Raw genomic sequence first — 25,116 nt, 5'->3', positions numbered from 1 at the left:
CGATTGGAGGTCGACGACAATAGAGGAATCGAATTACTTACCCGTTAGGCAGAACATGCCGAACCCTTGGGAATTTCGGCTGCCCAGGCCAACGTGGTATAAAAACGTCAACTGCTCGGGAGAAGAGGAGAGACGGTAATGCCCCAACCACCCTGTAATATACATATCTTTGAATAGTGTCACAACGCGATGGCGTTGGTGGACATGAACGGGTTGAATTGACAATCTCTCCACCGGCGGGACACCATAGTACGCTTGATATTTATGGCGAAAATTCAGCTCAATGAGATGGGGAAATACCTCATCATCCGGCCCGAAAAAATGAGTTTTCTTTCTTCTATCGATCGTCTCATATGTGCTGTATACAGTTAGCGGAGAAAGCATAGCCACCTCGATTGTGCTTTGACGGATCTCAACCTTGTCCATTTTCACACTTTTGACTTCAACCGGCTGATCGTAAAGCCAAATCTCCCGCCGCAGCAACAACTGCTGCCCGAGTTGCTCGGTCAACTCTGGAAGGATCGTATCGATATGCCATTGGAATTCGTCCAAAAACCGTATCGTTTTCTTCATCCGGTCCACTTCATGTCGTCCAAAAAGGCGGCTAAACGTAAACAGTTTGAAAGACCGCTTCTCATGGCGGAATCCAATCTCATGTAAAAACGTCGCGAGTTGTTTACTTTCTAGTGATCGATACAATAGCCCTTGCAACAAATGCTGATAATGAAGCGGCAGCGACACAGGACCCTGCCGCCCATTCATGGTAATGGTCAGTCTCATGAGAATACCCTGCTTTCTATAATTCCTTCTTTCTTTATTTATAAGCAGAGGCGTTTCGATCCCTCATAGGTACGATAAAAACCGCAGGCGAAATAAAAATTCAGTTCATCGACAGAGTTTCAATCCCTCATAGGTACGATACAAACCCCAAAAAGTGCTGTTATATCAAGCTTTTTCATCCCTTGTTGCCTTCAGAATAACACGGTCGAAAAATTCTGTCAATCATGCTCGCTCGTGATAGCTGTAGGAACCCAGTGACAAACACAAATGTCGTCGACCCCCTGGGGTTTTTGCACGATTGGAGGTCGACGACAAACGAATCTTGCTTCTTAGTGTCCTCACATGGATCTTCTACTTTTTCAGTTTTCCCACCACTGCCACCGACAATCGGGTCAGTTCACTAATCGCCTTCACGTTATATCTCTTGCGTCAGCATTCGCTTCGCAATATGTATCTTTTCTTTCACCATTCCCCACTGTTCGTACGAGGCCATCCATTCTATTCATTATTTCGCTCACCTCATTTCGCAATTGGAGCTCCTCTTCTTCACACAATCGCAAACTATGTCTCGAAACATCCGAACAACAGCCGCCCGAGGGCCACCTCTTGGCCGCCTGCTGTTTGGCGCTGCTTCATCTCCTTGGCCATGGGCCGCAAGCTTTCGGCGATGACGAAGGCGAGCTTAGCGAGCCCGCTCGGGAGACCGGTAAACTGACGGGGCGGCGGTAACATTGGGGTCAACCAGAATATCTTGAGTTCGGAGTATTCGGGAGGATCTGAGAGCATTCCCGAGCATTTATAAGCATCAAGGAGGAGAGAACACTGATCACTACAAGAGCAAGCGACAGACGGACAGATCGGCCGATACCAAATTTGCCAGCTACCCCCATATTACGTTACCCTTTTATTATGACGCTTTTCACCCCTCCGCGTCATTTTGCCGCTTTTTTATTCTCTTCTCCCCTATGATACTAGCAGAAAAAGGAGGAATTATGTTGCGAAAATGGTTCATGTCTTTGCTCGCTGTCGGGCTTGTTTTAGGATTGGCCGCCTGCAGCGGAAAAAGTGATGCGAAAGGGAAAATCGTAATTACCGGAAAGAAGTTTACCGAACAGATGATTTTGACGCATGTACTAGCTGAATATGTGAAAGCCAACACCGATTTGGATGTCGAGGTGAAGGAAAGTTTAGGCGGTGCCTTTATGTTGCAGCAAGCCATTGAAAACGGGGACATCGACATGTATGTTGAATATACAGGGACAGGGTATTTAAACATTTTAAAACAGCCGTACGATCCAACGAAAACGCCCGAACAAATCTACAATGAAACGAAGAAATTATATAAGGAAAAATACAACATCGCTTGGCTCAAATCACTCGGATTTAACAATACGTATGCATTAGCGATGCGGAGAGACCTTGCTGAAAAGCTCGGAGTTAAAACGTACTCCGATTTAGTGAACCATTCATCTTCCCTCACATTTGGGTCAGACGCCGAGTTTTTTGAGCGAAGCGACGGCTATGATGGGCTTGTCGATACGTACGGATTCCACTTCAAGAAAACGGTCAACATCGATCCAGACTTGCAATACGAAGCAGCGAAAAATGGAAAGATTGATGTCATCACAGCCTACACGACGGATGCCCGTATTAAGAAATATGACCTCGTTGTGCTCAAAGACGATAAACAGTACTTCCCACCATACTACGCCGTACCGATCATCCGCCAAGAAGTGTTGGATGCCAACCCGGGATTGGAAGAAAAACTCAATCAACTAGCGAATATTTTAACTGACGAAAAAATGATGGAACTCAACGGCGAAGTGAACTTGGAAGGGAAACAGCCGCGCAAGGTGGCGATTGACTTCTTGAAATCGGAAGGACTGATCGACTAGAAAGTGAGGAATGTGGATGATTCGGTTTGAAAACGTAACAAAACAGTATGAAGATGGGTTCGTTGCCTTAAAAAATATCAATCTTGAAATCCGTAAAGGAGAGCTGGTTGCCCTCATCGGGCCGAGCGGTTGCGGGAAAACGACAACGATGCGGATGATCAACCGCTTAATCGAGCCGACATCGGGAAAAGTGTATATCGATGGACAAGACATTTCTGAGCTTGATCCGGTCGAACTGCGGCGTAACATCGGCTATGTCATCCAGCAAATCGGCTTGTTTCCACATATGACGATCGCGGAAAACATTGCGCTCGTGCCGAAGCTGAAAAAATGGGAAAAACACGCCTATGAAAAGCGGGTCGATGAGTTGCTTGAGCTCGTCGGCTTAGATCCAGCGACATTCAAGCATCGCTATCCGTCGGAGCTCAGCGGCGGCCAACAGCAACGTGTCGGTGTCGTCCGCGCCTTGGCTGCTGAACCGGACATCATTTTGATGGACGAGCCATTTAGCGCTCTCGACCCGATCAGCCGTGAACAGCTGCAAGATGACATCATCCGTCTGCAAGAGGAGATTCACAAAACGATTGTCTTTGTCACCCATGATATGGACGAAGCGATTAAAATTGCCGATCGGATTGCGCTGATGAAAGATGGTGAAATCGTCCAGTTTGCGACGCCAGACCAAATGCTTCGGCGACCAGCGAACTCGTTTGTCCGCGAATTTATTGGTGAAGATCGGCTGCAAATGCGAACTCGCCAAACAGCCGTGCCAACAGCGGAAGATTTAATGTCCGATGACGTCGCAACGATTTCGCCACGGCGTGGCTTAGCCGAAGCGTTCCGGCTAATGAAAGCGAGAAAAGTAGACAGTTTGGTTGTCGTCGATAAAAAGCACTCGTTTCTCGGCATCGTGACACTCAAACAAATCGAACAACGATACAATGAGGAACATTTGCTTGTTGCGGACATCGCTGATTACGATGTGACGACATTACAAAAAGAAGCGGGTGTCACCGACGTCGCTGCTTTGTTCCAAGACTCGGATGTGCGCATCATTCCGGTGCTCGACGGCGACCGTCTTGTTGGCGGTATTACGCGCTCAAGCATGATGCGCGCGCTTGCTGAGTGGACATTTCAACAACATGCATAAAAAAATGAATGAGATATAGGTGGAGAGGAATGTCCCGTTTCTGTCCATCTTGTTGGCAAACCGCTTGAAACGATGGCTCGATTAAAATAAGGGTTGAACTGCTGATAAGTGGTTTATGGACAAGGGGATGCGACTGCTTGTTTGAAAAGTAGCCGCTGAAATCACTCATCCGGTTGGCGGCCGGTTTCAGCCGAGGACGAAGTGGCGGCTGACCCGCCGCCTTTCTGCCGAATGGCATACCATGATGAAGTCGCGGCTCATTTCCCGTCGCTTTTCCCCAAAGGGGGAAAACTAGTCCATCTGCCAACGATTGTTTCACCAAGGAAGGAATAACACGATGACCAAGCGGCTATCCATCTGCCGCTGTTTTTCCACCAAGGAGGGGTACAATGGAATTATTGCAAACGTTTATCGAACGACAAGAAGAGATTTGGATCGCTTTTCAAGAGCACGTACTGTTATCTGCTATTGCCATGGGCATCGCCATTGCGGTTGCTGTGCCGCTCGGTGTGGTGTTGACGCGGTATCGCAAACTCGCTGAGCCGATTATCGGCATTGCCGCCATCATCCAAACGATTCCAAGCTTAGCATTGCTTGGGTTTATGTTGCCGATTTTCGGCATTGGCAAACTGCCGGCGATCATCGCCTTGACGCTTTATGCCCTATTGCCGATTTTGCGTAACACGTACACGGGCATTCTCGGCGTTGACCCGGCGCTCGTTGATGCCGGACGAGGGATGGGGATGACATCGCGACAAATTTTATGGATGGTCGAGCTTCCTCTCTCTCTTCCGGTCATTATGGCCGGCGTGCGCACAGCAACGGTGTTGACGATCGGTGTCGCCGCCTTAGCGACGTTTATCGGCGCTGGCGGGCTTGGTGACTTGATCGACCGCGGTTTGCGTATCGCCGATAAAAACTTGATTTTAGCCGGCGCCATCCCAGCTGCCATTTTGGCGATTGTGTTTGACTGGTTGCTGCGCAAAGTGGAAAAGAAAGTGACGCCAAAAGGGCTGTAGCTGTAATCAGCCCTTTGGCGCCACCCCAACAAGAATTCGAACACCACTCTCCCCTGCTTACTCGCCCCGGAGCGGGCGAGAATATTTATATAGATATAACCCCTGACGTTCGTATTAATCAAAATGAATGCTTGTCAATGATTATTTGAGTAAGGATACAAAACGGAGGAAGTTCAGTCCAGTTTTTGCTGCCATAAATAAGATTTGAAAATCATTGTGGGTTGGGTGATTCCCACCCCACAAATGATATGTTTTGTTCATTAGTCAACCGCCTCACCATGAAAATGGACACTACCCCTTATGATGATTCATCCGCCTCCCACTCCCTATGTACGAACTACAACAGCCCCCTTGACCATTCTGTTTCCTCACCACATGTGACATCAACTTAACCGCTCAAATCCATCGATATTTCCAATCATTTTCATTCACTGGTCAATGAAGAGCGCTGATCACGGCAACAGCAAACGATAAACCAAGGTACGAAGCCCAATCTGTAAAAAACATCATCCATGTGCTCATTTTCTTATAAAAACATTACATTGAGCCATTAATATGAAACACAGCACGGATATCGCCATCGCTCCTTTCGCTAATGCCAGCTAAAAGCAACATCACCACCCAATTTTCTATATATAGGAGGAGAATGAACATGGGAGAGTATATGTTAGAGACCCATCATGTAAGCAAAGCGTTTGGGAAACAACTCGTCGTAGATGATGTATCCATTAAAGTCAAGAAACAGACGGTTTATGGATTGCTTGGACCAAATGGAGCCGGAAAGTCAACCCTTTTAAAAATGCTGACAGGGCTTTTGCGTCCTACGAAAGGGGAAATCATGATCAACGGCCATCCTTGGAGCAGAAAAGACTTAAAAGATATCGGTGTGCTGATCGAATCCCCTGCTCTTTACGGCAATCTAACGGCTCATGAAAACTTGCTTGTTCACGCTAAATTGCTTCATTTGCCTGAGTCGCGGATCCAAGAAGTTTTGAACATCGTCGGCTTAGAAAATACAGGGAAAAAGAAAGCATCTCAATTTTCCCTCGGAATGAAACAGCGATTAGGAATTGCCAAAGCGCTTTTAAACCATCCAAAGCTGCTCATTCTCGACGAACCAACAAACGGCTTGGACCCATTAGGCATACAGGACTTGCGAAAACTCATTCAATCGTTTACCGAAAACGGGATCACCGTCATTCTATCGAGCCATATTTTGTCCGAAGTTAAGCAATTAGCCGATTATATTGGCATTATCCAAAACGGAAAACTCAGGTACGAAGGGAAAATAGACGAAAGTCAAGATCTCGAAAAACTCTTTGTCGATGTAGTGAACGAGTAATGAAGGAGGATGGAAATCATGCTCAATATGTTCGAGTCAGAACGTTTAAAATATAAGCGGACGTTTGCGAAAAAACTTGTATTCATCGCTCCGCTTTTCTTTGTCCTGTACGCCATCATCACCATGCCAACTATAAATTCCACACACAATTATTTTGAATATGCCGTATTTAATTGGTGGCCATTGATTTTTGTTCCGATTGGAACAGCCTTGATCGCTTCCTTGTCAACGGTAAGGGAGAAAAAGTCAGGAAACGATAAAGTGTTGCGTTGTCACGACATTAGCATCGTGCGTCTATGGTGGAGCAAAATCACCGTCATCGCCTATTACATGTTGCTCTCAACAATAGAGCTGATCATCTTACTTGTTTTATTGAAATGGCTTTTTCCCAACAGCCTCTCATCAGCTACGGTTGCCGTATTCGCCAGCTTGGTCATTTGGTTGACCTCTTTAGCCTATATCCCGATCGGATTATTTGTGGCCGAGCGGTTCGGGATGGTAGTCTCGATCATTGTCAGTGTCATTGGCCTCGCCTTAGGGGTAGTCATGGCCGCACAACCGTATTGGCTGTTCATCCCATGGAGCTGGGGAATGAGGATGATGTGCCCGATCGTCGGGGTTCATCCGAACGGTGTTCCTTTGGAAAAAGGGAGTCCGCTATTGGATCCTTCTGTCATTCCAATAGGCCTGGCGATTGCCCTTGTCATGTTTCTATTGTTATCTTTTTTAACCGCTGTTTGGTTTGCGCGAAAGGAAGTGTATTGACATGTCGTTTCTTCGCCTTCTGTCATCCGAATGGATAAAAACAAAACGCACAGCGATTCGGATGATGGTCATCATCACGCCAATCATTTATTCTCTCTTTATGGTATGGTATTTTTCGCACTACCGTACCTCTACGTTTTGGCAGATGAAAATCTATCAAGGATTTTTTGAAGTAATGGCCGTTTCCTTACCGATCATTATCTCCCTACTGACTGGGCTGATGTCCTATCAAGAAGAAAAAGCAGGAAGTTTCATGAACATCTTGGCCGGTCCTGTATCCAAAGTTCAATGGTATGTTGGCAAACTCACGCTGCTCATCTTTATTGCATGCGCGGACATCTTGCTAGCGACGATTCTCATGCTCTTTGGAATGAAATACGTACTCAAAGTGGCGCACATTCATTATCAGTTATTTTTGCAAGGAGCCATGCTCTCCATCGTGGGCTCACTCATCCTTTTTTCTTTGCATCTGTTCATCAGCTTTGCCTTTGGAATGGGAGCCTCGATCGCAGTAGGAAGCGGCGGATTTCTCATTTCTGCCCTGATTGGCGCAACTTCCTTAGGCGATCACGTATGGAGCTATATTCCTTGGGCTTGGGCTGTTCGTCTCTCACAATTTCCGATTCTTATGATGCCCGAAGTAAAGCAAGCCTTGGGGGTGCAGTTATTAAGTTCCTTTTCGCTATCATTATGGGAAGGAATAGCCTATGCCCTTCTAAGCTTCATCATCGTCACCATCATCGGTTCGATCTGGTTTCATCGTTGGGAAGGAAATCAACCACATGAATGAAAGTTCACTGCTCCCTCTCAATGGGATGGTAAAAAAGGAGGTTTCAGAGTAACGATGAAAAACTTCATCTTACTCCTCATGTTGATTGGAATCCTCTTTATAGGAGGTTGTTCACTTGTCAGTGACTTAAAAAAGACAGCCACACAAAATATGGAGATCGATCGGAAATTACCAAAATACGAGTTGAACAAAGAAAATTTGCAAGAAATTCACTATCAAGGCCGAACGTACATGATTCAAGCAGCAAAAGTCGATCGGAATCAATTGAACAAACCGATCGGGAAAGTAGCGGAGACGATTACCATCAATGAGCATCATCAAATCTTGAGTAAAAAAGAGCTGCGAAAGATCGAAGTCATTCCCGATCAAACGGATGAAAAACGAACTCACTTGAACTTTGGCTGGGTATACAGCATCAAAGGCGTAAACCCAGATGAAGAAGTAGCTGTTACGGTGAACCACCAATTTTTGATTGCTAAAAGAAAATAAAGGCTTAGAGACTGTCAGCTAGGGAAAGAGAAATTCCTCCCTAGCTGCATTCTCCACTCTCTATAACGGCGGAAAGCCCATAAGATTGGATGATTAATCAGATAGCTCCTTAATATAAAATTCAACCGTCGCTCCACCTTTTTCATTGTTGTAGGCCCAAATTTCACCGCCATGATGATTCACAATTCGTTTGGCAATATACAGTCCTAATCCAACATGATTTTTATACTGCTTATCCTGGTAAAAAGGCTGGAACAACAAAGACGTATCGTTTTCTTTAAATCCCGTTCCTGTATCTGAACAGCGAAAATAGATTTTCCACTCATTCCCCTCTTTTTCATCATGTACTTCCAACTTAATTTCTCCGCTTTTTGTAAACCTCAGGCTGTTGTATAAAATATTGTCCAACACTCTCATTAACATCGCTTCATCAAGTATGTAAGATGATTTTTGCAAATTCACATCAAAGCAAATGTTTATCGATTTTTGATGGTAAACCATTGTTGAGATCTCTAGTTTTTTCTCCTCAAGGATTTGCCTTACATCCACTTCTTTTCCATTCAATGAGAAGTGGTCATTCTCTACTTTATAGAGCAACGACAAATTATCTGTCAACATGGTCATCTTCCCACAGTTTTTGCGAATAATCTCTAAATGGGGAGTGACATCAAAGTGGTCCAACTTTCTCAAATCTTGAATCAAATCAATTTGTCCTTGGATGACCGTTAACGGGGTTCTGATATCATGTGCGATCGATGATACCATCATTTTTCGTTCGTCATCGGTCTTTGCTAAACGTTCCACCATTTCTTTCAGTGCACTGATCATGGTATTAAAGGAATCCTGGATCTTGATAAACTCTTTTCTTTTCAACCCCGAGACTTGAAAATCAAAATTCCCGCTTGCAATGTGATCCGAAGCCTGGAGCAACAATTTGACATTATGAAACAATGATTTGTACAGCCTAGATGTAAAGAAAATCAAATAGACAATAAAAAAGATCAACGGAGAAATAAACATCACAGCATAAATCAACACGGCTTCGAAGCGATTTTGATTGTTAATGATGAACCCAAAAGGCGCTTTCAACACATATACCGCCTGAATGGCGTTATCATGCTTCAAGGGAATGAACCGATACACATAGCTTCCTTTTACAATCTCACGGTTGATCGATTGACTAATATCCACTTGATCGTCTATAATTTCTCGATCACCATACAGATGCTTACCGCTGATGTCTACAACTTCTCCCTGTATCTTTTCACTGTAACGATGAATGGGAATTAATCTCCCCTTGAAAATCGCCTCTTCGTTTTCTTTCACCTTTTTTTCAATCAAATCCAAATCCTTCACGAAATAATTGGTCGGTTTCACCACATCGTTCGTGGCTAATGTAATAATCAAATAGATTAAGCATAAATAAGTAACGGCCGAAGAGATTGCCGTTGCCAACACGACTTTCACAACTAACAAATAAAAATCTCGTTTAATCGTTTTATTCTTTTCATCGGTCACATCCCATTTATAACCGAGCCCATATAATGTTTGAATATAAGAGGTTTCTGGATCGACGGCCTTGATTTTCTTTCGAATATTTTTAATGCTTTCTGTAACAGTGTCTAACTGGCTGTCGGAGTCAATCCCCCATACTCGTTCAAAGATTCTTTCTTTGGAGAAAACGACCTTTTTATTGAGCATCAACAACTTAACAATCTCATATTCTTTTTTTGTTAACGGTAATTTCTTTCCTTTACAAAAGACTTCGTTAGCCAAAAGATCAATCGTAATATTTTTAGAACTCAAAAGATATCTCTCGTTTGAACGAATCCGTTCTTCCCTTCTTAAATGAGAATCAATTCTCGCCTTTAACTCCTTTAAGCTGAACGGTTTGGTGATGTAATCATCCCCACCGATCGCCAGAGCTTGAACCTTATCTTCCTCCAGCGTTTTAGCACTAACAAATACAATAGGGTAATCAACCCGATCACGAATGATTGTACACAGCTCCATTCCGTCAATTCCTTCCATCATGATATCCAACACAATCAAATCAAAATCGTCGTTTATCATCTTCAACGCTTCTACGCCGCTGTGGACCGTTTCTACCTGATAATGATGAAGCTCCAAATATTGTTTAATGGTGCAGCAAATATCTTCATCATCATCAACGACCAAAATTTTCTTGTTATTCATCTTTTGATCCCCCATACAGTTGAATCGCATTTTAACCTATTCCATCCCCATATCATGGGGTAATCTCATAACACCGTTGCATTGTTCATAGGTGCAATGTGAAGCTTTACTCTTTGTTGCTTTTTACTAAAAAATGCGCACGTCTTGAGTGACGCCCGGGTGAAAGACACCTCTTGTCTATGAACCTTTTCCAACATATTTGATCGATGACCGGTCGATCGAACAACCCCCTTTTTAGGGAGTTGTTCGACCGATCGGTACGCCAAGGTATGATGGAGCCCCCTCTGCGGCTTGCCTCTAACCATCGATCAGTCGGCTTTTCCATTGTATATAAACAACATTTAAACTTCAGATAATAAAAATGCACAATCCCAAGGCGTTTTTTTCGAGTTTTGTATAGCTAATATCGTCAATAAAATTCCCGCTGTTCCATCGATTAGTCCCACATAATCATAATATTTCGTGCTTCCTTCGCTCTCCTCAATATTTTTAAAGCCAAAAGGGAATTCCTCATTATAAAATTTTATTATATCATCGACTAATTTGCAGGCGGCTTCCTTAAAATCGCTGATATTCGTTTCTTCATAAAATCTGTTGCATATATACGCAACTCCCGATAAACCATGACAGAAGGAAGGAGAAAAAATGTTGTAAAGCCGTTTGCTTGCCAGTTTCATTCCGCTGACAGCACAATCAATGTATGATTGATTATTTAGAGTTTTACCTGCTATAAGTAACGAATAAGCAACACCAGGCGTGCCATAACACCAGGCATCCCTTGTATCTTTGTTTAGGACAGAGCCATTTTTGTATTCCTCTAGAGAAACATGAGTCCCCCAATAAGAGCCATTTTCATCTTTAATTTGAAACTTCATAAGAAAATCAGCTATTCTTTGAATGCATTCATCTTGCCCATCTACGTAAATATTCAGTTTTTTGGCATTGCACAAGACAATGAGTAAAGCAGGTATACCGTGAGACAACCCAATGTTAAAGAAACCCGATGGCCATTTTCTCCTTTCGGTGTCTGAAAAAGCATTCATTGGAGGAATATACCAGCCAGGAACGTTGATATCCTCCATTTGTTTATCTTGAGATAAATCTATAATACCCGTGGTGCTAGTTGAGCGTCAACGCTCCACTAGCCCAAGAACAACGAGAGAATGGGCCAATAAAATGCCATCAAGCGCTGTTTCAAATCCAGAAACCGAATTGGCACGAATTTCCGTAATCCGAAATGAATCCACTAAAACCGAGAACGCAGTTTCGACGATTTTGCGTTTTTGCTTCATCCATTGTTTCCATTTTTTTGATTGCGCAACTCGTTGATTTTTCCGAGCAGGCGTCCAAAAAGCGATTTTGTATTCATCGTATAGTTTCTTTTGCAAGGCTTGGCTCACATATCCTTTGTCGCCAAGTGTATACGGATGAGGAAGTTGGGCCATCACGGTTTCCGCAGCTGTCCGGTCGTGGCAGGATGCTTCGGTCAGGACATATCCCATCGGAAGCGCTTGGTCGGTAATCTGAAGATGAAGCTTAAATCCATAGTAAGCCATCTTTTTGGATGCACAATACCCAATATCTGCGATTCCTTGAAATCGTTTGACGCGATACATTCGTGCGTGGTGGCAGAGTTCAATGGGTAAGCTATCCACCACCGCATAAGCGTGATGTTGTCCACGTTTGGCTAGTTGATATCGGATCCATTTGACGGCAAAGCCAAGATTTCGACAACGACGGTTATATCGAGAGCGTTCAGGAAATAAATCTTTCGAAAATAAGTTTCCGATCACAAATCGGTGCCAAGCTCGTTCGGATGTAAAACCTAACAACTTTCCAAGAACATGGACGGCGATGATGACCTCATCCTCTTGCTTCAACAAATGACAATTTCGACGTTGTAAATACATCTGGATACAAGGCAATTGTTCTGATACAAAGAATAAGATCGCGGCATATTGCTTTTGAATTTTTGCTTGGTCTATTGTAAAATGAAAGTGCTCTTGCATGGGACTTCTCCTTTTGGATGTTTGTTCGCACTTTCATTTTAAAGGAGATCCTCATGCAAGGGCTGTTTTTATGTCTTGAGATTTTATCTAGCACCACGGGTGTATTTGTATATATTTTTTATAATGTTCTTTAAATTTATTGTGTATACGAGACTATCTCAAAAGGTTATTGGCAAAATACACAACATCTTCTACATGACGACTTGCTTGTTCAAGATCAGGATGGTGCAGTTGACGTAACGAGGAAGACCGCTACACGAAAGCGCTCCTCATTCTTTTCAAATACAGGGCACTATTCGGTTCGCTCAATCACTTCCATTTGATTATTCAATGAACATTAGATCTGCACTTCGTACAGTTGCACGTTTAAAATGAGCACACCCCTCACGAATTTCTACACCACAAGTGTGTCAATGATCTATCCTCTTTCCATATAAAAAAGGCATCTTTCTTTTGATGGCAGTCGCTATCCGACTAGAATGAGCTCAATTCTTCTTTGGGAGTAAAAAAGCAGGGCTGATCCAAAACGCGCGTGCGTTTTAGTTCAGCCCTCACTTCTCAATCCCTAAATTTCATGGTAGTGTTGTATACGCATCTGTTGATGCCCACTACTTCACCGCCACGGTTTGGCTTTGGCGAATGGCTTGGCGTAAGTCTTCTAAAATGTCGTCGATCGACTCCGTGCCGACAGACAGGCGAACAAGACCTGGGGTGACACCGGCGGACAGCTGTTCTTCCGGGGTCAGCTGCTCGTGCGTCGTGCTGGCTGGGTGGATGATGAGCGATTTCGAATCACCGATGTTGGCCAAATGCGAGAACAGCTTCACCGAGTCGATCAATTTTTTCCCGGCTTCGACGCCACCTTTGATTTCAAACGTAACGATCGCACCTTGCCCGTTTGGCAAATACTTTTTCGCGAGTTCATGTGACGGATGGCTTGGAAGCCCTGGATAGCTGACGGATTCGACGGCTTCTTCCTCTTCCAAAAACTTAGCAACAGCGAGCGCATTTTCGCTATGACGCTGCATCCGTAAATGAAGCGTCTCTAATCCTTGCAAAAGCAAAAACGCATTAAACGGCGACAGCGCTGCCCCTAAGTCGCGCAACAGCTGAATACGCGCTTTCGTGATATACGCTGCTTCCCCAACAGCATCGACATACACCAAACCATGATAACTCGGATCAGGTTCGGTGAACTCCGGAAACTTGCCGCTTCCTTTCCAGTCAAACTTGCCGCTGTCGACAATGACACCGCCGATCGAATTGCCGTGCCCGCCGATAAACTTTGTCGCCGAATGGACAACGATATCAGCGCCAAACTCAATCGGCCGCAGCAGGTACGGGCTGGCAACCGTGTTATCAACGATGAGCGGAATACCGTGGCGATGAGCGATATCAGCTACCGCTTCAATGTCGAGCACATCGTTTTTCGGGTTGCCGATCGTTTCAGCAAACACTGCTTTCGTTTTGCCAGTAATGGCCTTCTCAAAGTTTTCCGGATCAGACGAGTCAACAAACTTCACCGTAATGCCAAATTTGCGCAGCGTATGGGCGAACAAGTTGTATGTGCCGCCGTAAATGGACGAAGACGATACAATTTCATCACCCGCCGAGGCGATGTTGATGAGCGAATAAAACACTGCCGCCTGCCCCGATGACAGCGCCAGCGCTCCAACGCCGCCTTCTAACGCCGCGATTCGCTTTTCAAGCACATCGTTCGTCGGGTTCATAATACGCGTATAAATGTATCCTTCCTCTTTCAATCCAAACAAATTGGCCGCGTGCTCACTGTCACGGAATACATACGAACTCGTTTGATAAATCGGTACCGCTCGCGAACCTGTTTCTGCATCCGGTTGTTGCCCCGCATGAATGGCGAGCGTCTCTGGGCGGAATGCACGTTCTTCACTCATCGTTCTCATCCCTCTCTGTTTTGATTCTTCCTCTCTCGCTCCTCTTGATGTCTATATCCAACTAATTCAGTTGGTTTTGTCTAAAAATCTATCATTTCCATTGAGGGATGTCAATTGTATTTTTTTAAAAGTCTAAAAAATAAAATAAAAAGACAAGGCTGCCGGTCAGCAGCCTTGTCTTTTGATTTATCGCTTATTGATTTCTTCAACAAGCAGCTTGTTGACAAGCGGCGGGTTCGCTTGCCCTTTCGTTGCTTTCATCACTTGGCCAACGAGGAAGCCGAGCGCACGGTCTTTACCGTTTTTATAGTCTTCCACCGACTGCGGGTTGGCATCTAGCACTTCTAGCACGATTTTGCGCAGCGCTCCTTCGTCGGAAATTTGCACAAGCCCTTTTTCTTTGACGATTTTCTCTGGATCGCCGCCGTGTTCAACGAGCTCTTTAAACACTTTTTTCGCGATTTTCGACGAAATCGTGCCGTTTTGGATGAGCTTGATCATCCCAGCTAGACTTTCCGGCGTCAAGGCGATGTCATGAAGCTCTTTTTGTTCGGAGTTTAAGTAACCGGATACTTCTACCATGAGCCAGTTCGACGCCAGTTTCGGATCAGCGCCGTTCGCAACGGTCGCTTCAAAGAAGTCGGCCATTTCTTTTGTCAGTGTGAGCACTTTGGCGTCATATTCTGGCAAGCCCCACTCTTCGACATACCGCTTCCGGCGGGCGTCCGGCAGCTCCGGAATCGAGGCGCGGACGCGCTCTTTCCATTCGTCGTCAATGTAAAGCATGACCAAATCCGGCTCTGGGAAGTAACGGTAGTCTTCCGAACCTTCTTTGACGCGCATCAAAACGGTCGTTTTCGTCGCTTCGTCAAACCGCCGCGTTTCTTGACGGATGACGCCACCGGAGAGCAAAATTTTCTCTTGCCGTTTCGCCTCGTACTCGAGCCCCATGCGGACGAAGTTGAATGAGTTGAGGTTTTTCAATTCCGTTTTTGTACCGAACTTGTCCGAACCGAGCGGGCGAAGCGAAATATTGGCGTCGCAGCGAAGCGACCCTTCTTCCATTTTGCAGTCGGAAACGCCGGTATATTGGATGATCGCTTTTAATTTTTCCAAGTAGGCGTACGCTTCTTCCGGCGAGCGGATGTCCGGCTCGGAGACGATCTCAATAAGTGGCGTCCCTTGACGGTTAAAGTCAACAAGCGAATAGCCGTCGCCTGTATGCATCAATTTACCGGCATCTTCCTCGAGATGGATGCGGGTGATGCCGATTTTTTTCTTTTTCCCGTTCACTTCAATTTCAATCCAACCGTTTTTGCCAAGCGGTTGGTCGTATTGCGAAATTTGGTACGCCTTCGGGTTGTCCGGATAAAAATAGTTTTTGCGGTCAAATTTTGTCTCGGTCGCGATTTCGCAGTTTAACGCCATCGCCGCCTTCATCGCAAACTCGACCGCTTGCCGGTTCAAGACCGGCAGCACACCCGGATACCCTAAATCGATGACGTTCGTTTGCGTATTCGGGGGCGCACCGAATGCGTTCGGGCTGCTTGAGAAAATTTTCGATTTTGTTTTCAGCTCGACGTGCACCTCAAGTCCGATGACCGTTTCAAAATTCATCGTCTATCCCCCCTTATAACACCGGTTTTTGCTTATGGTAATCGGTCGCTTGTTCAAAGGCGTGAGCGACACGGTAGACCGTGCTTTCATCAAAATGCTTGCCGATAATTTGCAAGCCGACCGGCAAGCCATCAACAAAGCCGCACGGCACAGAAATCGCCGGTACACCCGCAAGGTTGACCGGAATCGTTAAAATATCGTTCATATACATGGTCAGCGGATCGCTCGTTTTCTCGCCGATTTTAAACGCTGGCGTCGGCGTCGTCGGACCGATGATGACATCGTATTGTTCAAAGACATTTTCAAAGTCGCGTTTAATTAACGTCCGCACTTTTTGTGCCTTTTTGTAATACGCATCGTAATAGCCCGAGCTTAAGGCAAACGTCCCAAGCATAATACGGCGTTTGACTTCGCTGCCGAACCCTTCGCTCCGCGTTTGTTTGTACATATCGATCAAGTTTTTCGCATTGTCCGTCCGGTAGCCGTAGCGGACACCGTCAAAGCGGGCAAGGTTGGCAGATGCTTCCGACGAAGCAAGCAAATAGTACGTCGCCAAGGCATATTTCGAATGTGGCAGCGACACTTCTTCCCATGTCGCTCCAAGCTTCTCCAGCACACTGAGTGCCGCAAGCACCGACTGGCGTACTTCTTCGGCGACGCCTTCGCCTAAATATTCTTTTGGCACAGCGATTTTCAACCCTTTGATATCGCCTGTTAACGCCTCAACGTAGTTTGGCACGTCAATATTCGCCGACGTCGAATCCATCGGGTCAACGCCAGCGATCACTTGCAACAAATATGCATTATCTTCTACCGTGCGCGTAATCGGACCAATTTGGTCAAGCGACGACGCAAACGCGACGAGCCCGAAACGCGACACGCGACCGTACGTCGGCTTCAATCCGACAACTCCGCAAAACGCTGCTGGCTGGCGGATCGAACCACCCGTATCTGATCCTAGCGAAAACGGCACTTCGCCTGCCGCCACTGCCGCGGCCGAACCGCCGCTTGAACCGCCTGGAACGCGCTCCAAATCCCATGGGTTGCGCGTCAGCTGGAACCCGGAGTTTTCCGTCGACGAACCCATGGCAAACTCGTCCATGTTCAGCTTCCCGATCGTAATCGCGCCCGCAGCATTCAGCCGTTCCATAACGGTCGCATCATAAATCGGATCAAAGTTATATAAAATTTTGCTGGCACATGTCGTGCGCAGTCCTTTGGTGACAATGTTGTCTTTAATGCCGATCGGCAAGCCAAACAGCGGGTTTGTTTCCTCGCCTTTCGCCAGCTTGTCGTCAAGCTCTTTCGCTTTCGCCCGCGCTTGTTCTTCGTTTAACGTTAAAAACGCTTGTACTTTTTCTTCCACTTCGCCGATGCGGCGGTATGATTCATCAACTAAATCCGAAATGGACACTTCTTTTTTCTGCAATAACGTATGTAATTCGGACACCGTATGGTCAAAGAGCGACATAAATCCCCCTCCTTACTCTAAAATGGCTGGTACACGGAATTGGCCGTCTTGCTGATCCGGCGCGTTTTTCAACACTTCTTCGCGCGGCAGTCCAGGCTCCGGCTCATCTTCGCGCATCACGTTTCTCATATCGAGCACGTGCGATGTCGGCGGTACATTTTCCGTATCCAGCTCATTCAACTGCTCGGCAAACGTAATGATGGCGTCAAGCTGTTTCGTAAACAGTTCTGCCTCCTCATCCGTCATCGCTAACCGCGCTAAATCCGCGACATGTTTTACTTGTTCAATCGAAATTCGCGACATCGTATTCACCTCCGACATGGTCGACCTTCCACAATACTATGATGATACCAAAATTTAAGGAAATAAAGCAACATTCCGGACCAATTTGAGTGGTTGTCAATGGGACATACACGAACATATACGCCATAACTGATAAAAAGGAACTTGTAACGATGAACGAAACATCGCTTTTGCCTAAGCGCTCGACAGCCTGAACACGATGGACGTCCCATTGCGTCAGTTTATCAACAAAAACAACTCGAGCGGCAATAAATCGCCATTCAGCCGGAACAGTCAGAAATGCGTGAGAAACAACAAGAGATCCGCTTGGAATAATAACGGCGTCAACACCAAGGTTTGCTTCACGCTGGGGAAAAGAATGGCACAGCATCGTTTCCGCCCTTTCTTCATCGCCAAGAGGGAACCGATGCTCTTGCAGCTGATGCACATCGCCTTACGAGAAAGCGCTTCATTAGAATTGAACACTCTCCCACCTACGTTTACACTTAAAGATGGGAGATGCTTGAGAATGCTCGCCACAGCAGGCTGTCAACCAAGACATCCTTATACGTTCCACGCTTGGTGAAAGGCTCCGATTCATCTTCCACTTGTGCTCATGCGTGAAGGTGGGAACCTTCTCGGTTTAGAAACCACCTCGAACAAAACATAGATTCCCGTGCCGAATCATTGGCCTCAAATCGAAGACATCCAGTTGGACTTAGATTTCATCGCCCACCGTACGGTCGATAACGAATGCATCATCTGTCAAACGAAAAGAAGTGCTGTCCTACTGATCCATTTTCATATAGGAAAGGAGCCCAATGCCATGAATATCGCGTTTGACCATCTCGTTCATTTAACCGAGCGCCCCGAACAAGCGAAAGCAGCGTTTGAGCAATTAGGGTTTACGGCCTCCCATGGCGGCCGCCATTTGTCATGGGGAACGTATAACGCATTGTGCTATTTCAAACCGCTCTGCTACATTGAATGGATCGGCATCGCTGACATGCAGACGGCGAACACATGCGGAAATCCGCTCATCACCCAGCTTGTCGCCGACAGCCAAGAGGGAAGTGGCTTTTCTCAATTAGCGTTCCGGACGAACGATATCGAATCATTGACAAAGCAGCTACGGAACAAAGGATTCACCCCAATCGGGCCGTTCCCTGGCAGTCGCCAGCGCGATGACGGCAAGTTGCTCACGTGGTCAATGCTGTTTCTTGAAGACGACACAGGCGGCGCGTTCCGTTACCCGTTTTTCATCGAATGGGGCGACAGCGACGACATGCGGATGAATGAATTGGCGCCGCTGATGCGCCACCCGATCGGTTCCCCTTCTTTGTCGTCGATTAGCCTCTATACGCTCGATCTCGATCGCGCCATCGACGGCTACCGCCGGCTGTTTGGCTTGCCGGTACCCGAGGTTAGGCACGATGAAGAGGGAACATATGCGGAGCTAACCGTTGGCGGCATCGCTCTCCGCTTTTACAAAGCCGACGATCGCCCGTCAACAAGGCCATTTTTATGTCGGATCGCCGGCATTCAGCCAAGGCGCCGCTTCGAGCTAGCTGGAGGGACGTATATCGTTTCTGAATCGTGACAGATGCTTTTCACATATCCCCCTTTGCTGCTGAATAGGATGGAATAACCGTAGTTTCATCCAAATGTAGTGAAAATGGCAAAGGGGGATTGACACGTGGCGCATCCCTATATTTCTCCGAGACTGCCCATGGAGACGATGATCTCGATTATTCGAAACGGGTTAAAGAAAACATCCATACCGAAAAAGATCGTCGTTATCGGTGCTGGCATGGCCGGGCTTGTGGCGGCATCACTGCTGAAACAGGCGGGCCATCTCGTCACCATTCTTGAGGCATCTGAGCGGGTCGGCGGCCGAATCTACACGATCCGATCCGACTTTCGCGATGACCAGTATTTCGAAGCGGGCGCGATGCGCATTCCACACACCCACCGCTTGACGTTGGAATACATCCAAAAGTTCAACTTGCCGATCCACCCTTTTGTCAACAGCACTCCGCGCGACATTTTGTATTTTCGCGGTATCAAAGCGCGCCTTAGCGAATACGAACGACATCCCGACCTCTTTGGCTTTCCCATCGCTTCCTATGAACGAGGCAAAACGGCTTCCGAACTATTGCAAATGGCGGTTCGCCCAGTCATTCAATTCATTGAACAAAACCCAGAGAAACATTGGCCGATTGTCATCGAACAGCTCGACCGCTACTCGTTTGACACCTATTTGCGTTACAACCCGTTCGGCCTAAGGCTATCGGTAGGTGCTATCGATATGATCAAAGCGGTCCTCTCGCTCGAAGGATTCCCGGAATTGTCGTTTCTTGGGCTGTTGCGCGAACTGATGACATTGTTTACACCGAACATGCGCTTTTATAAAATTGTTGGCGGCAACGATCGGCTTCCAAAGGCCTTTTTGCCGCAACTGAAGGATGAGCTGCTCTTTAGCCATAAAGTGCAAAAAATTGTCCAAAACAAAAACAGTGTCACCATTCATGCGATCCATACAAAAATTCTTCAGCCATTTCAAATCACAGCCGATCGAGTGATCGTCACCATCCCGTTTTCGATTTTGCAATTTGTCGACATTGAACCACGCCATTCGTTTTCCGAGAATAAACGAAAAGCCATTCGCGAACTTCATTATGTCGGTTCAACGAAAACCGGCATCCAGTTTAAAACACGTTTTTGGGAAAAAGAAGGCTTGTTCGGGGGACGAACAGTGTCCGATTTGCCAATTCGCTACACCCAATATCCAAGCCAAGGCATCGGCACGACTGGACCAGGCGTCGTATTGGCCAGCTATACGTGGGAAGACGATACGATCCCGTGGGACAGCTTAAGCGCTGAAGAGCGGCTCGAATACACGTTAAAAAACTTAGCCGTCCTCCATGGTGAACAAGTGTACCGCGAATTTGAAACCGGAACAAGTCATAGCTGGGTACGCTATCCATACTCGGGCGGCGCCTTTACACTGATGAAGCCGAATCAAATAACAGAGATTTCCCCCTATATTGCTACCCCCGAAGGAAGGGTTCATTTTGCTGGGGAACATACTTCCACGCACCATGGCTGGATTCAAGGAGCCATTGAATCCGGCATCTGCGCCGCATATGAAGTAAACAATTCGCCGGCTTAAAGACTTAGCGGCAAACCACCCCGCCATCATCGCTGCCCACGACGATGGCGGAACATGCTCATCCGCTCATATAGCGTCGGAACATCCCCGGCACTCACGATCAGCTCGAGATCTTGTGGGGCGGCAAATCCTTGTTGAACCGTGTGCCGAAGCAAGTCGAGGAGCGGGTCAAAAAAGCCGTCCACATTGAGCAGGCCGATCGGTTTTTGGTGAAGGCCGACGCGAGACCACGACAGCACTTCAAACAGCTCTTCGTACGTTCCATATCCTCCAGGCAGGGCGATAAACCCGTCGGCTGCTTCGTTCATTTTCGCCTTGCGCGTATGCATTGTATCGACGACGACCAACTCGCTCAACCGATCATGAGCTACTTCTCGATCTTTCAAAAACTGTGGAATGATCCCGACGACATGCCCTTGATGGCCTAGCACTGCCTCGGCCACCTCTCCCATCAGCCCAGCCTTTCCTCCGCCGTAAATCAGCGTAATGCCGCGGCGAGCTAAAAACATCCCAAGCTCCTGCGCTGCTTCTTTATATTTGCTGTTCTGTCCATAGCTTGATCCACAAAATACACAAATTGCTTTCATTTTATATCCACACCTTTACCCGCGTATTTTCGGGACAAGCGATCGCCCCTTTTTGACACAAGCATGACAAAGGCAGCTGTTGCCTTCCAATGCCAAAAACCGTCTTCTAACCATCATTTTACCAATTGGTCATCCATCCAACCAAGTGCCAATTCCACTAATTTCCCCCATATTCGTCGCAATCGGTAAGCGACGGGATTGGATCACACCGTGATGGAACAGAACCATTGCATGATACCGCACAGTCATTCCTACATACCTAAAGCCCCTTAGCCGTTTCGAATTGTTTATCGGCTAAATAAGCCACACCCTGTTCCTGAGCAATCATCCGAAAACTTCACATGAACAAAACATCCTCCCCAGCTGATCTGGAGAGGATGTCGTGCCCTGGTTGGTTCGTCATCGATAAATATGCACAAACGGCTCGTTTACTTTCGCTTGACGTACAATAAGACTTTCTGGCTGGCCGGTTGAAGAGATGTAAACGTTGACAGTGATGTAATCCGGGAACTTCTCCATTACTAAGCCGGTGACATATTGCGTAAAACCGATCACTTCCGTTTTACCATAAAACGGAATCGTTATGTTGATCGTCAGCTTCTGGAGCTGATCGTTGACATACAGCCCTTTGCCGACGATGCCGGTGTAATTCGGGAAAAAGTCCTCAACGTCTGATTTAAAATTATTGAATTTCAGCCAGTCGTCGCGGTGATTTTTTTCCGCTTCATCGGACGGGAATAAGTAATATTCCTCGTTCACCGCTTCCCACTTGTCAATCGTGTTGCTCCCTTCATCCACATGAGTGACAGCGAAAAAATGTCCTGGAGTAACGGACGAGCGCGGTGCTTGCTTGTATAAAGCAATCGTGATCGGTACACTGCCGAGTCCTTTTATATTTCGCAGCCGTTTTAGCACCTCGGCGGCAATCTGTTTTCCTTCCCGTTCAATGACATCATCTTTGATTTTCACCTCGCGTGGGTAGCCTTGCTCAGTCGAGTAATAGTGAACGGAGTTGAGCGCCAATCCAATGGCAACACCGCCGAGTTTCACCTTATCGTTGTCCACTTTTACCAAATAGTCGTGCTCCAAAATGCTCGCCAAATAAATCGGACTTTGTTTATTTTTTTGCTCGTTCGTTCCGGTATCGCTAATCGGCGGGTTTAAGCCGATGTTGTCTTCCGGTTTCATTTTTTCTTCTTTTAGCTGGTTGCTCGTCCGCTTACGTTCGAGCCACTTGTTCACCGTTTTACCGTCCAAATATTGCCCCTCTTGGAACAAGTAATCGTCCGTGGGGAATTGTTCAGAGGCCAAGCGCATGAGTCCCGTTTCAAATTCATCGACATCCAGTCGCGTATTTAAATCGCCGACAACCTGTCCACGCGCCCCAGACGGTTTAAACGGCAAGACAACACGGTAATACGAGTCAGAAATGTTGTATTTCGGAATGACGGCTTCTTGCTCTTTGCTTCCTTTGTTTTGCACAACTTCTTCGCCTTGGTCAAATTTTGGCGCACACGCAGACAACAAACAGAAGGAGGCGAGCCCGAGGACGGCGAGCCGCTTTCGGGCCCGCTTTATCCAACGGCAGGCAACCAAGCTGCTAATGATCGAGATTCGTTTCATTGTTCCTCCCTGCTTATCTCTTGCAAAAATCGTGTTTCATCCCAAATCTCAATGCCAAGCTGCTGAGCTTTATCGAGCTTTGAACCGGCATCTTCACCGGCGATGACGATGTCGGTGCTGCGGCTGACGCTGCCGGTGACACGACCGCCGAGCCGCTCGATTTGTTCTTTCGCTTCATTTCGTGACATCGACGCAAGTTTGCCGGTCAGGACGACCGTTTTGCCGGCCAGCACCGATGAGGCTGGCGTTTCAGCCGTCCGTTTCCGTCCTTTGTATGCCATATTGACACCATAGGTGCGCAGCTCATTCAACAACTCAACCGCTTCCGGCTGGGAAAAATAAGTGGTAATCGAGTCGGCCATTTTTTCCCCGATCTCCGGCACGGCCATCAATTCGTCTTTTGTCGCTGCCTCGAGACGCTCCATCGTTTCGAAATGTTCGGCCAACAGCTGGGCCGCCTTCGCCCCGACATAACGGATACCAAGGCCGAATAACAGCCGCTCAAGCGAGTTTTGCTTTGACGCTTCAATCGCTGCAAGCAAATTCGCTGCCGACTTTTCACCCATCCGTTCTAGCCCGACAAGCTGTTCTTTCGTCAACTGGTACAAATCGGCGACATCATGGACAAGGCCAGCGTTAAACAGTTGGGTAACAACTTTTTCTCCTAACCCTTCTATGTTCATTGCCGACCTTGACGCAAAGTGAATGAGCCGTTCACGCAGCTGAGCCGGGCATTTCGGGTTTAAGCAACGGAGCGCCACTTCCCCGTCAAGACGAACGAGTTCGCTTTCACATTCCGGACAATGCGTCGGCATTGTAAACGGCACTTCGTCCCCGTCGCGCCGATCGACGACGACACCGACGACTTCCGGGATGATATCGCCCGCCTTTTTAATAATGACGGCATCGCCGATGCGAATATCTTTCTCACGAATAAAATCTTCGTTATGAAGAGTGGCGCGCTGCACGGTCGTGCCGGCGACACGAACCGGCTCTAAGATTGCCGTCGGAGTGACAGCGCCGGTGCGACCCACATTCACCTCGATGCCGATGAGCGTGGTGACCACTTCTTCGGCTGGGAATTTGTAGGCGATCGCCCAACGTGGGCTTTTCGCTGTCGCCCCGAGCTGCCGCTGTTGGGCAAACGAATCGACTTTAATGACGATGCCGTCGATCTCATACGGCAGTTGCGGCCGCTTCTCTTTCCACTCGTTGACAAATGCGATCACTTCATCAATCGTGGCACAGCGCCGTCGCTCCGGGTTCACTTTGAACCCGAGCGACTGCAAATAGCTGAGCGCCGCGCTATGTGACTCAATGCCCAGCTCCTCAGCATTGGCTAAGCCGTAGACAAACAGATCGAGCTGGCGCGAAGCTGCCACTTTCGGATCGAGCTGGCGGAGCGAACCGGCCGCGGCGTTGCGCGGATTGGCAAACAGTTCTTCACCACGCGCTTGGCGCTCTTCATTCAAGCGTAAAAATGACGCTTTCGGCATGAACGCCTCGCCGCGCGCCTCCAGCGACACCGGCTCGTTGAGGCGCAGCGGCAGCGAGCGGATCGTCTTCAAATTTTCTGTAATGTCCTCCCCTGTCGTTCCGTCGCCACGCGTCGCTCCTTGGACGAAATAGCCGTCTTCATAACGAACTGAGACGGCAAGACCGTCGATTTTCAATTCACACACATACGCCGCCTCTCCCACTTCTTGACGAACGCGGCGGTCAAAATCACGCAAATCGCCTTCGTTAAACGCGTTTGCTAAGCTCATCATCGGGACGCGATGCGTCACCTTGCGAAACGCCTCAAGCGGCGGGCCGCCGATTCGCTGAGTCGGCGAATCGCTCGTTTTGAGCTCCGGATACTGTTTTTCAATAGCGATGAGCTCTTGCATAAGCCGGTCATACTCCGCATCCGGGACGGACGGCCGGTCGAGCACATAATATTCATACCCGTAGCGGTTTAACAGCTCGCGCAGCTCGGTCGCGCGCCGTTTGGCTTGTTGGCGGTCCATACGTTCA

At 47.2% G+C, this 25,116-nt stretch carries 22 protein-coding genes and 1 pseudogene; 9 read left to right on the top strand and 14 right to left on the bottom strand.

The genetic code is table 11. The annotated features are described in order from the left end of the window. Nucleotides 1-33: 33 nt before the first annotated feature. Together cas6 and IC804_RS11525 are read right to left on the bottom strand one after the other, a co-directional pair. Nucleotides 34-780 carry a CRISPR-associated endoribonuclease Cas6 gene (gene cas6 / locus IC804_RS11530; RefSeq protein ID WP_081157436.1) on the bottom strand — a complete coding sequence of 249 codons (747 nt, stop codon included), beginning with the start codon at nt 778-780 and terminating at the stop codon, nt 34-36. Between the two features lie 561 nt (nt 781-1,341). Then, nucleotides 1,342-1,512 carry a hypothetical protein gene (locus IC804_RS11525; RefSeq protein ID WP_171355543.1) on the bottom strand — a complete coding sequence of 57 codons (171 nt, stop codon included), beginning with the start codon at nt 1,510-1,512 and terminating at the stop codon, nt 1,342-1,344. Between the two features lie 260 nt (nt 1,513-1,772). Between IC804_RS11525 and IC804_RS11520 the strand changes: the two genes are divergently transcribed. The 7 genes from IC804_RS11520 to IC804_RS11490 all read left to right on the top strand — a co-directional run bounded on the left by IC804_RS11520 (nt 1,773) and on the right by IC804_RS11490 (nt 8,230). Then, nucleotides 1,773-2,675, top strand: a complete 903-nt coding sequence (locus IC804_RS11520; RefSeq protein WP_008881427.1) for a glycine betaine ABC transporter substrate-binding protein — start codon at nt 1,773-1,775, stop codon at nt 2,673-2,675. A 16-nt stretch (nt 2,676-2,691) separates the two neighbouring features. Continuing rightward, complete coding sequence (locus IC804_RS11515; RefSeq protein ID WP_008881428.1) at nt 2,692-3,825, top strand: betaine/proline/choline family ABC transporter ATP-binding protein; 1,134 nt, start codon at nt 2,692-2,694, stop codon at nt 3,823-3,825. Between the two features lie 389 nt (nt 3,826-4,214). After that, nucleotides 4,215-4,844: an ABC transporter permease gene (locus tag IC804_RS11510; protein ID WP_011886703.1), complete on the top strand. Its 630-nt coding sequence runs from the start codon at nt 4,215-4,217 to the stop codon at nt 4,842-4,844. 652 nt (nt 4,845-5,496) lie between these two features. Then, nucleotides 5,497-6,186, top strand: a complete 690-nt coding sequence (locus tag IC804_RS11505; RefSeq protein ID WP_008881431.1) for a lantibiotic protection ABC transporter ATP-binding protein — start codon at nt 5,497-5,499, stop codon at nt 6,184-6,186. 18 nt (nt 6,187-6,204) lie between these two features. Continuing rightward, nucleotides 6,205-6,951 (top strand): lantibiotic immunity ABC transporter MutE/EpiE family permease subunit, encoded by a 747-nt coding sequence (locus IC804_RS11500; protein ID WP_008881432.1) that lies wholly within the window; start codon nt 6,205-6,207, stop codon nt 6,949-6,951. A 1-nt stretch (nt 6,952) separates the two neighbouring features. Further along, on the top strand, nt 6,953-7,741 hold the full coding sequence (locus IC804_RS11495; RefSeq protein WP_008881433.1) for a lantibiotic immunity ABC transporter MutG family permease subunit: 789 nt from the start codon (nt 6,953-6,955) through the stop codon (nt 7,739-7,741). Nucleotides 7,742-7,795: 54 nt separating this feature from the next. After that, a complete protein-coding gene (locus IC804_RS11490) occupies nt 7,796-8,230 on the top strand; it encodes a NisI/SpaI family lantibiotic immunity lipoprotein (RefSeq protein WP_008881434.1) in 435 nt (144 codons plus the stop codon). 93 nt (nt 8,231-8,323) lie between these two features. Here IC804_RS11490 and IC804_RS11485 read toward each other — a convergent pair whose 3' ends face one another. The 9 genes and pseudogenes from IC804_RS11485 to IC804_RS11445 all read right to left on the bottom strand — a co-directional run bounded on the left by IC804_RS11485 (nt 8,324) and on the right by IC804_RS11445 (nt 18,166). After that, nucleotides 8,324-9,748 carry a HAMP domain-containing sensor histidine kinase gene (locus IC804_RS11485; protein WP_190300700.1) on the bottom strand — a complete coding sequence of 475 codons (1,425 nt, stop codon included), beginning with the start codon at nt 9,746-9,748 and terminating at the stop codon, nt 8,324-8,326. Further along, a pseudogene (locus tag IC804_RS19050) lies at nt 9,734-10,426 on the bottom strand (response regulator transcription factor); the annotation flags it as partial. The pseudogene IC804_RS19050 and the gene IC804_RS11485, both read right to left, overlap by 15 nt. 341 nt (nt 10,427-10,767) lie before the next feature. After that, nucleotides 10,768-11,508 (bottom strand): lanthionine synthetase C family protein, encoded by a 741-nt coding sequence (locus IC804_RS11475; protein ID WP_223812798.1) that lies wholly within the window; start codon nt 11,506-11,508, stop codon nt 10,768-10,770. 48 nt (nt 11,509-11,556) lie between these two features. Further along, nucleotides 11,557-12,435 (bottom strand): IS982 family transposase, encoded by an 879-nt coding sequence (locus IC804_RS11470; protein WP_171355544.1) that lies wholly within the window; start codon nt 12,433-12,435, stop codon nt 11,557-11,559. Between the two features lie 608 nt (nt 12,436-13,043). Then, nucleotides 13,044-14,348 (bottom strand): homocysteine synthase, encoded by a 1,305-nt coding sequence (locus IC804_RS11465; RefSeq protein WP_008881442.1) that lies wholly within the window; start codon nt 14,346-14,348, stop codon nt 13,044-13,046. A 186-nt stretch (nt 14,349-14,534) separates the two neighbouring features. After that, on the bottom strand, nt 14,535-15,965 hold the full coding sequence (gatB, locus tag IC804_RS11460) for an Asp-tRNA(Asn)/Glu-tRNA(Gln) amidotransferase subunit GatB (RefSeq protein WP_008881443.1): 1,431 nt from the start codon (nt 15,963-15,965) through the stop codon (nt 14,535-14,537). 13 nt (nt 15,966-15,978) lie between these two features. Continuing rightward, nucleotides 15,979-17,436: an Asp-tRNA(Asn)/Glu-tRNA(Gln) amidotransferase subunit GatA gene (gene gatA / locus IC804_RS11455; protein ID WP_008881444.1), complete on the bottom strand. Its 1,458-nt coding sequence runs from the start codon at nt 17,434-17,436 to the stop codon at nt 15,979-15,981. Between the two features lie 12 nt (nt 17,437-17,448). Beyond that, complete coding sequence (gatC, locus tag IC804_RS11450; RefSeq protein WP_008881445.1) at nt 17,449-17,739, bottom strand: Asp-tRNA(Asn)/Glu-tRNA(Gln) amidotransferase subunit GatC; 291 nt, start codon at nt 17,737-17,739, stop codon at nt 17,449-17,451. Then, nucleotides 17,720-18,166, bottom strand: coding sequence for a hypothetical protein (locus IC804_RS11445; RefSeq protein WP_108437780.1), 447 nt, complete (start codon nt 18,164-18,166; stop codon nt 17,720-17,722). Before IC804_RS11445 ends, gatC begins: the two co-directional genes overlap by 20 nt. 378 nt (nt 18,167-18,544) lie before the next feature. Between IC804_RS11445 and IC804_RS11440 the strand changes: the two genes are divergently transcribed. Next, entirely contained in the window at nt 18,545-19,318 is a 774-nt protein-coding gene (locus IC804_RS11440; RefSeq protein ID WP_081157376.1) for a VOC family protein, read from the top strand. Between the two features lie 129 nt (nt 19,319-19,447). After that, complete coding sequence (locus IC804_RS11435) at nt 19,448-20,890, top strand: flavin monoamine oxidase family protein (RefSeq protein ID WP_171355547.1); 1,443 nt, start codon at nt 19,448-19,450, stop codon at nt 20,888-20,890. Between the two features lie 26 nt (nt 20,891-20,916). Here IC804_RS11435 and IC804_RS11430 read toward each other — a convergent pair whose 3' ends face one another. The 3 genes from IC804_RS11430 to ligA all read right to left on the bottom strand — a co-directional run bounded on the left by IC804_RS11430 (nt 20,917) and on the right by ligA (nt 25,109). After that, nucleotides 20,917-21,477, bottom strand: coding sequence for an LOG family protein (locus IC804_RS11430; protein WP_011886693.1), 561 nt, complete (start codon nt 21,475-21,477; stop codon nt 20,917-20,919). 399 nt (nt 21,478-21,876) lie between these two features. Then, nucleotides 21,877-23,100, bottom strand: a complete 1,224-nt coding sequence (locus IC804_RS11425) for a CamS family sex pheromone protein (RefSeq protein WP_081157374.1) — start codon at nt 23,098-23,100, stop codon at nt 21,877-21,879. Then, nucleotides 23,097-25,109 carry an NAD-dependent DNA ligase LigA gene (gene ligA / locus IC804_RS11420; protein ID WP_008881450.1) on the bottom strand — a complete coding sequence of 671 codons (2,013 nt, stop codon included), beginning with the start codon at nt 25,107-25,109 and terminating at the stop codon, nt 23,097-23,099. Before ligA ends, IC804_RS11425 begins: the two co-directional genes overlap by 4 nt. Nucleotides 25,110-25,116 lie beyond the last annotated feature (7 nt).

Origin of the sequence: Geobacillus sp. 47C-IIb (assembly GCF_014679705.1) — a bacterium.
Lineage (GTDB): Bacteria > Bacillota > Bacilli > Bacillales > Anoxybacillaceae > Geobacillus > Geobacillus thermodenitrificans.
Note: the sequence above shows the minus strand (reverse complement) of the source record. Positions and strands in the feature narration are given on the sequence as shown.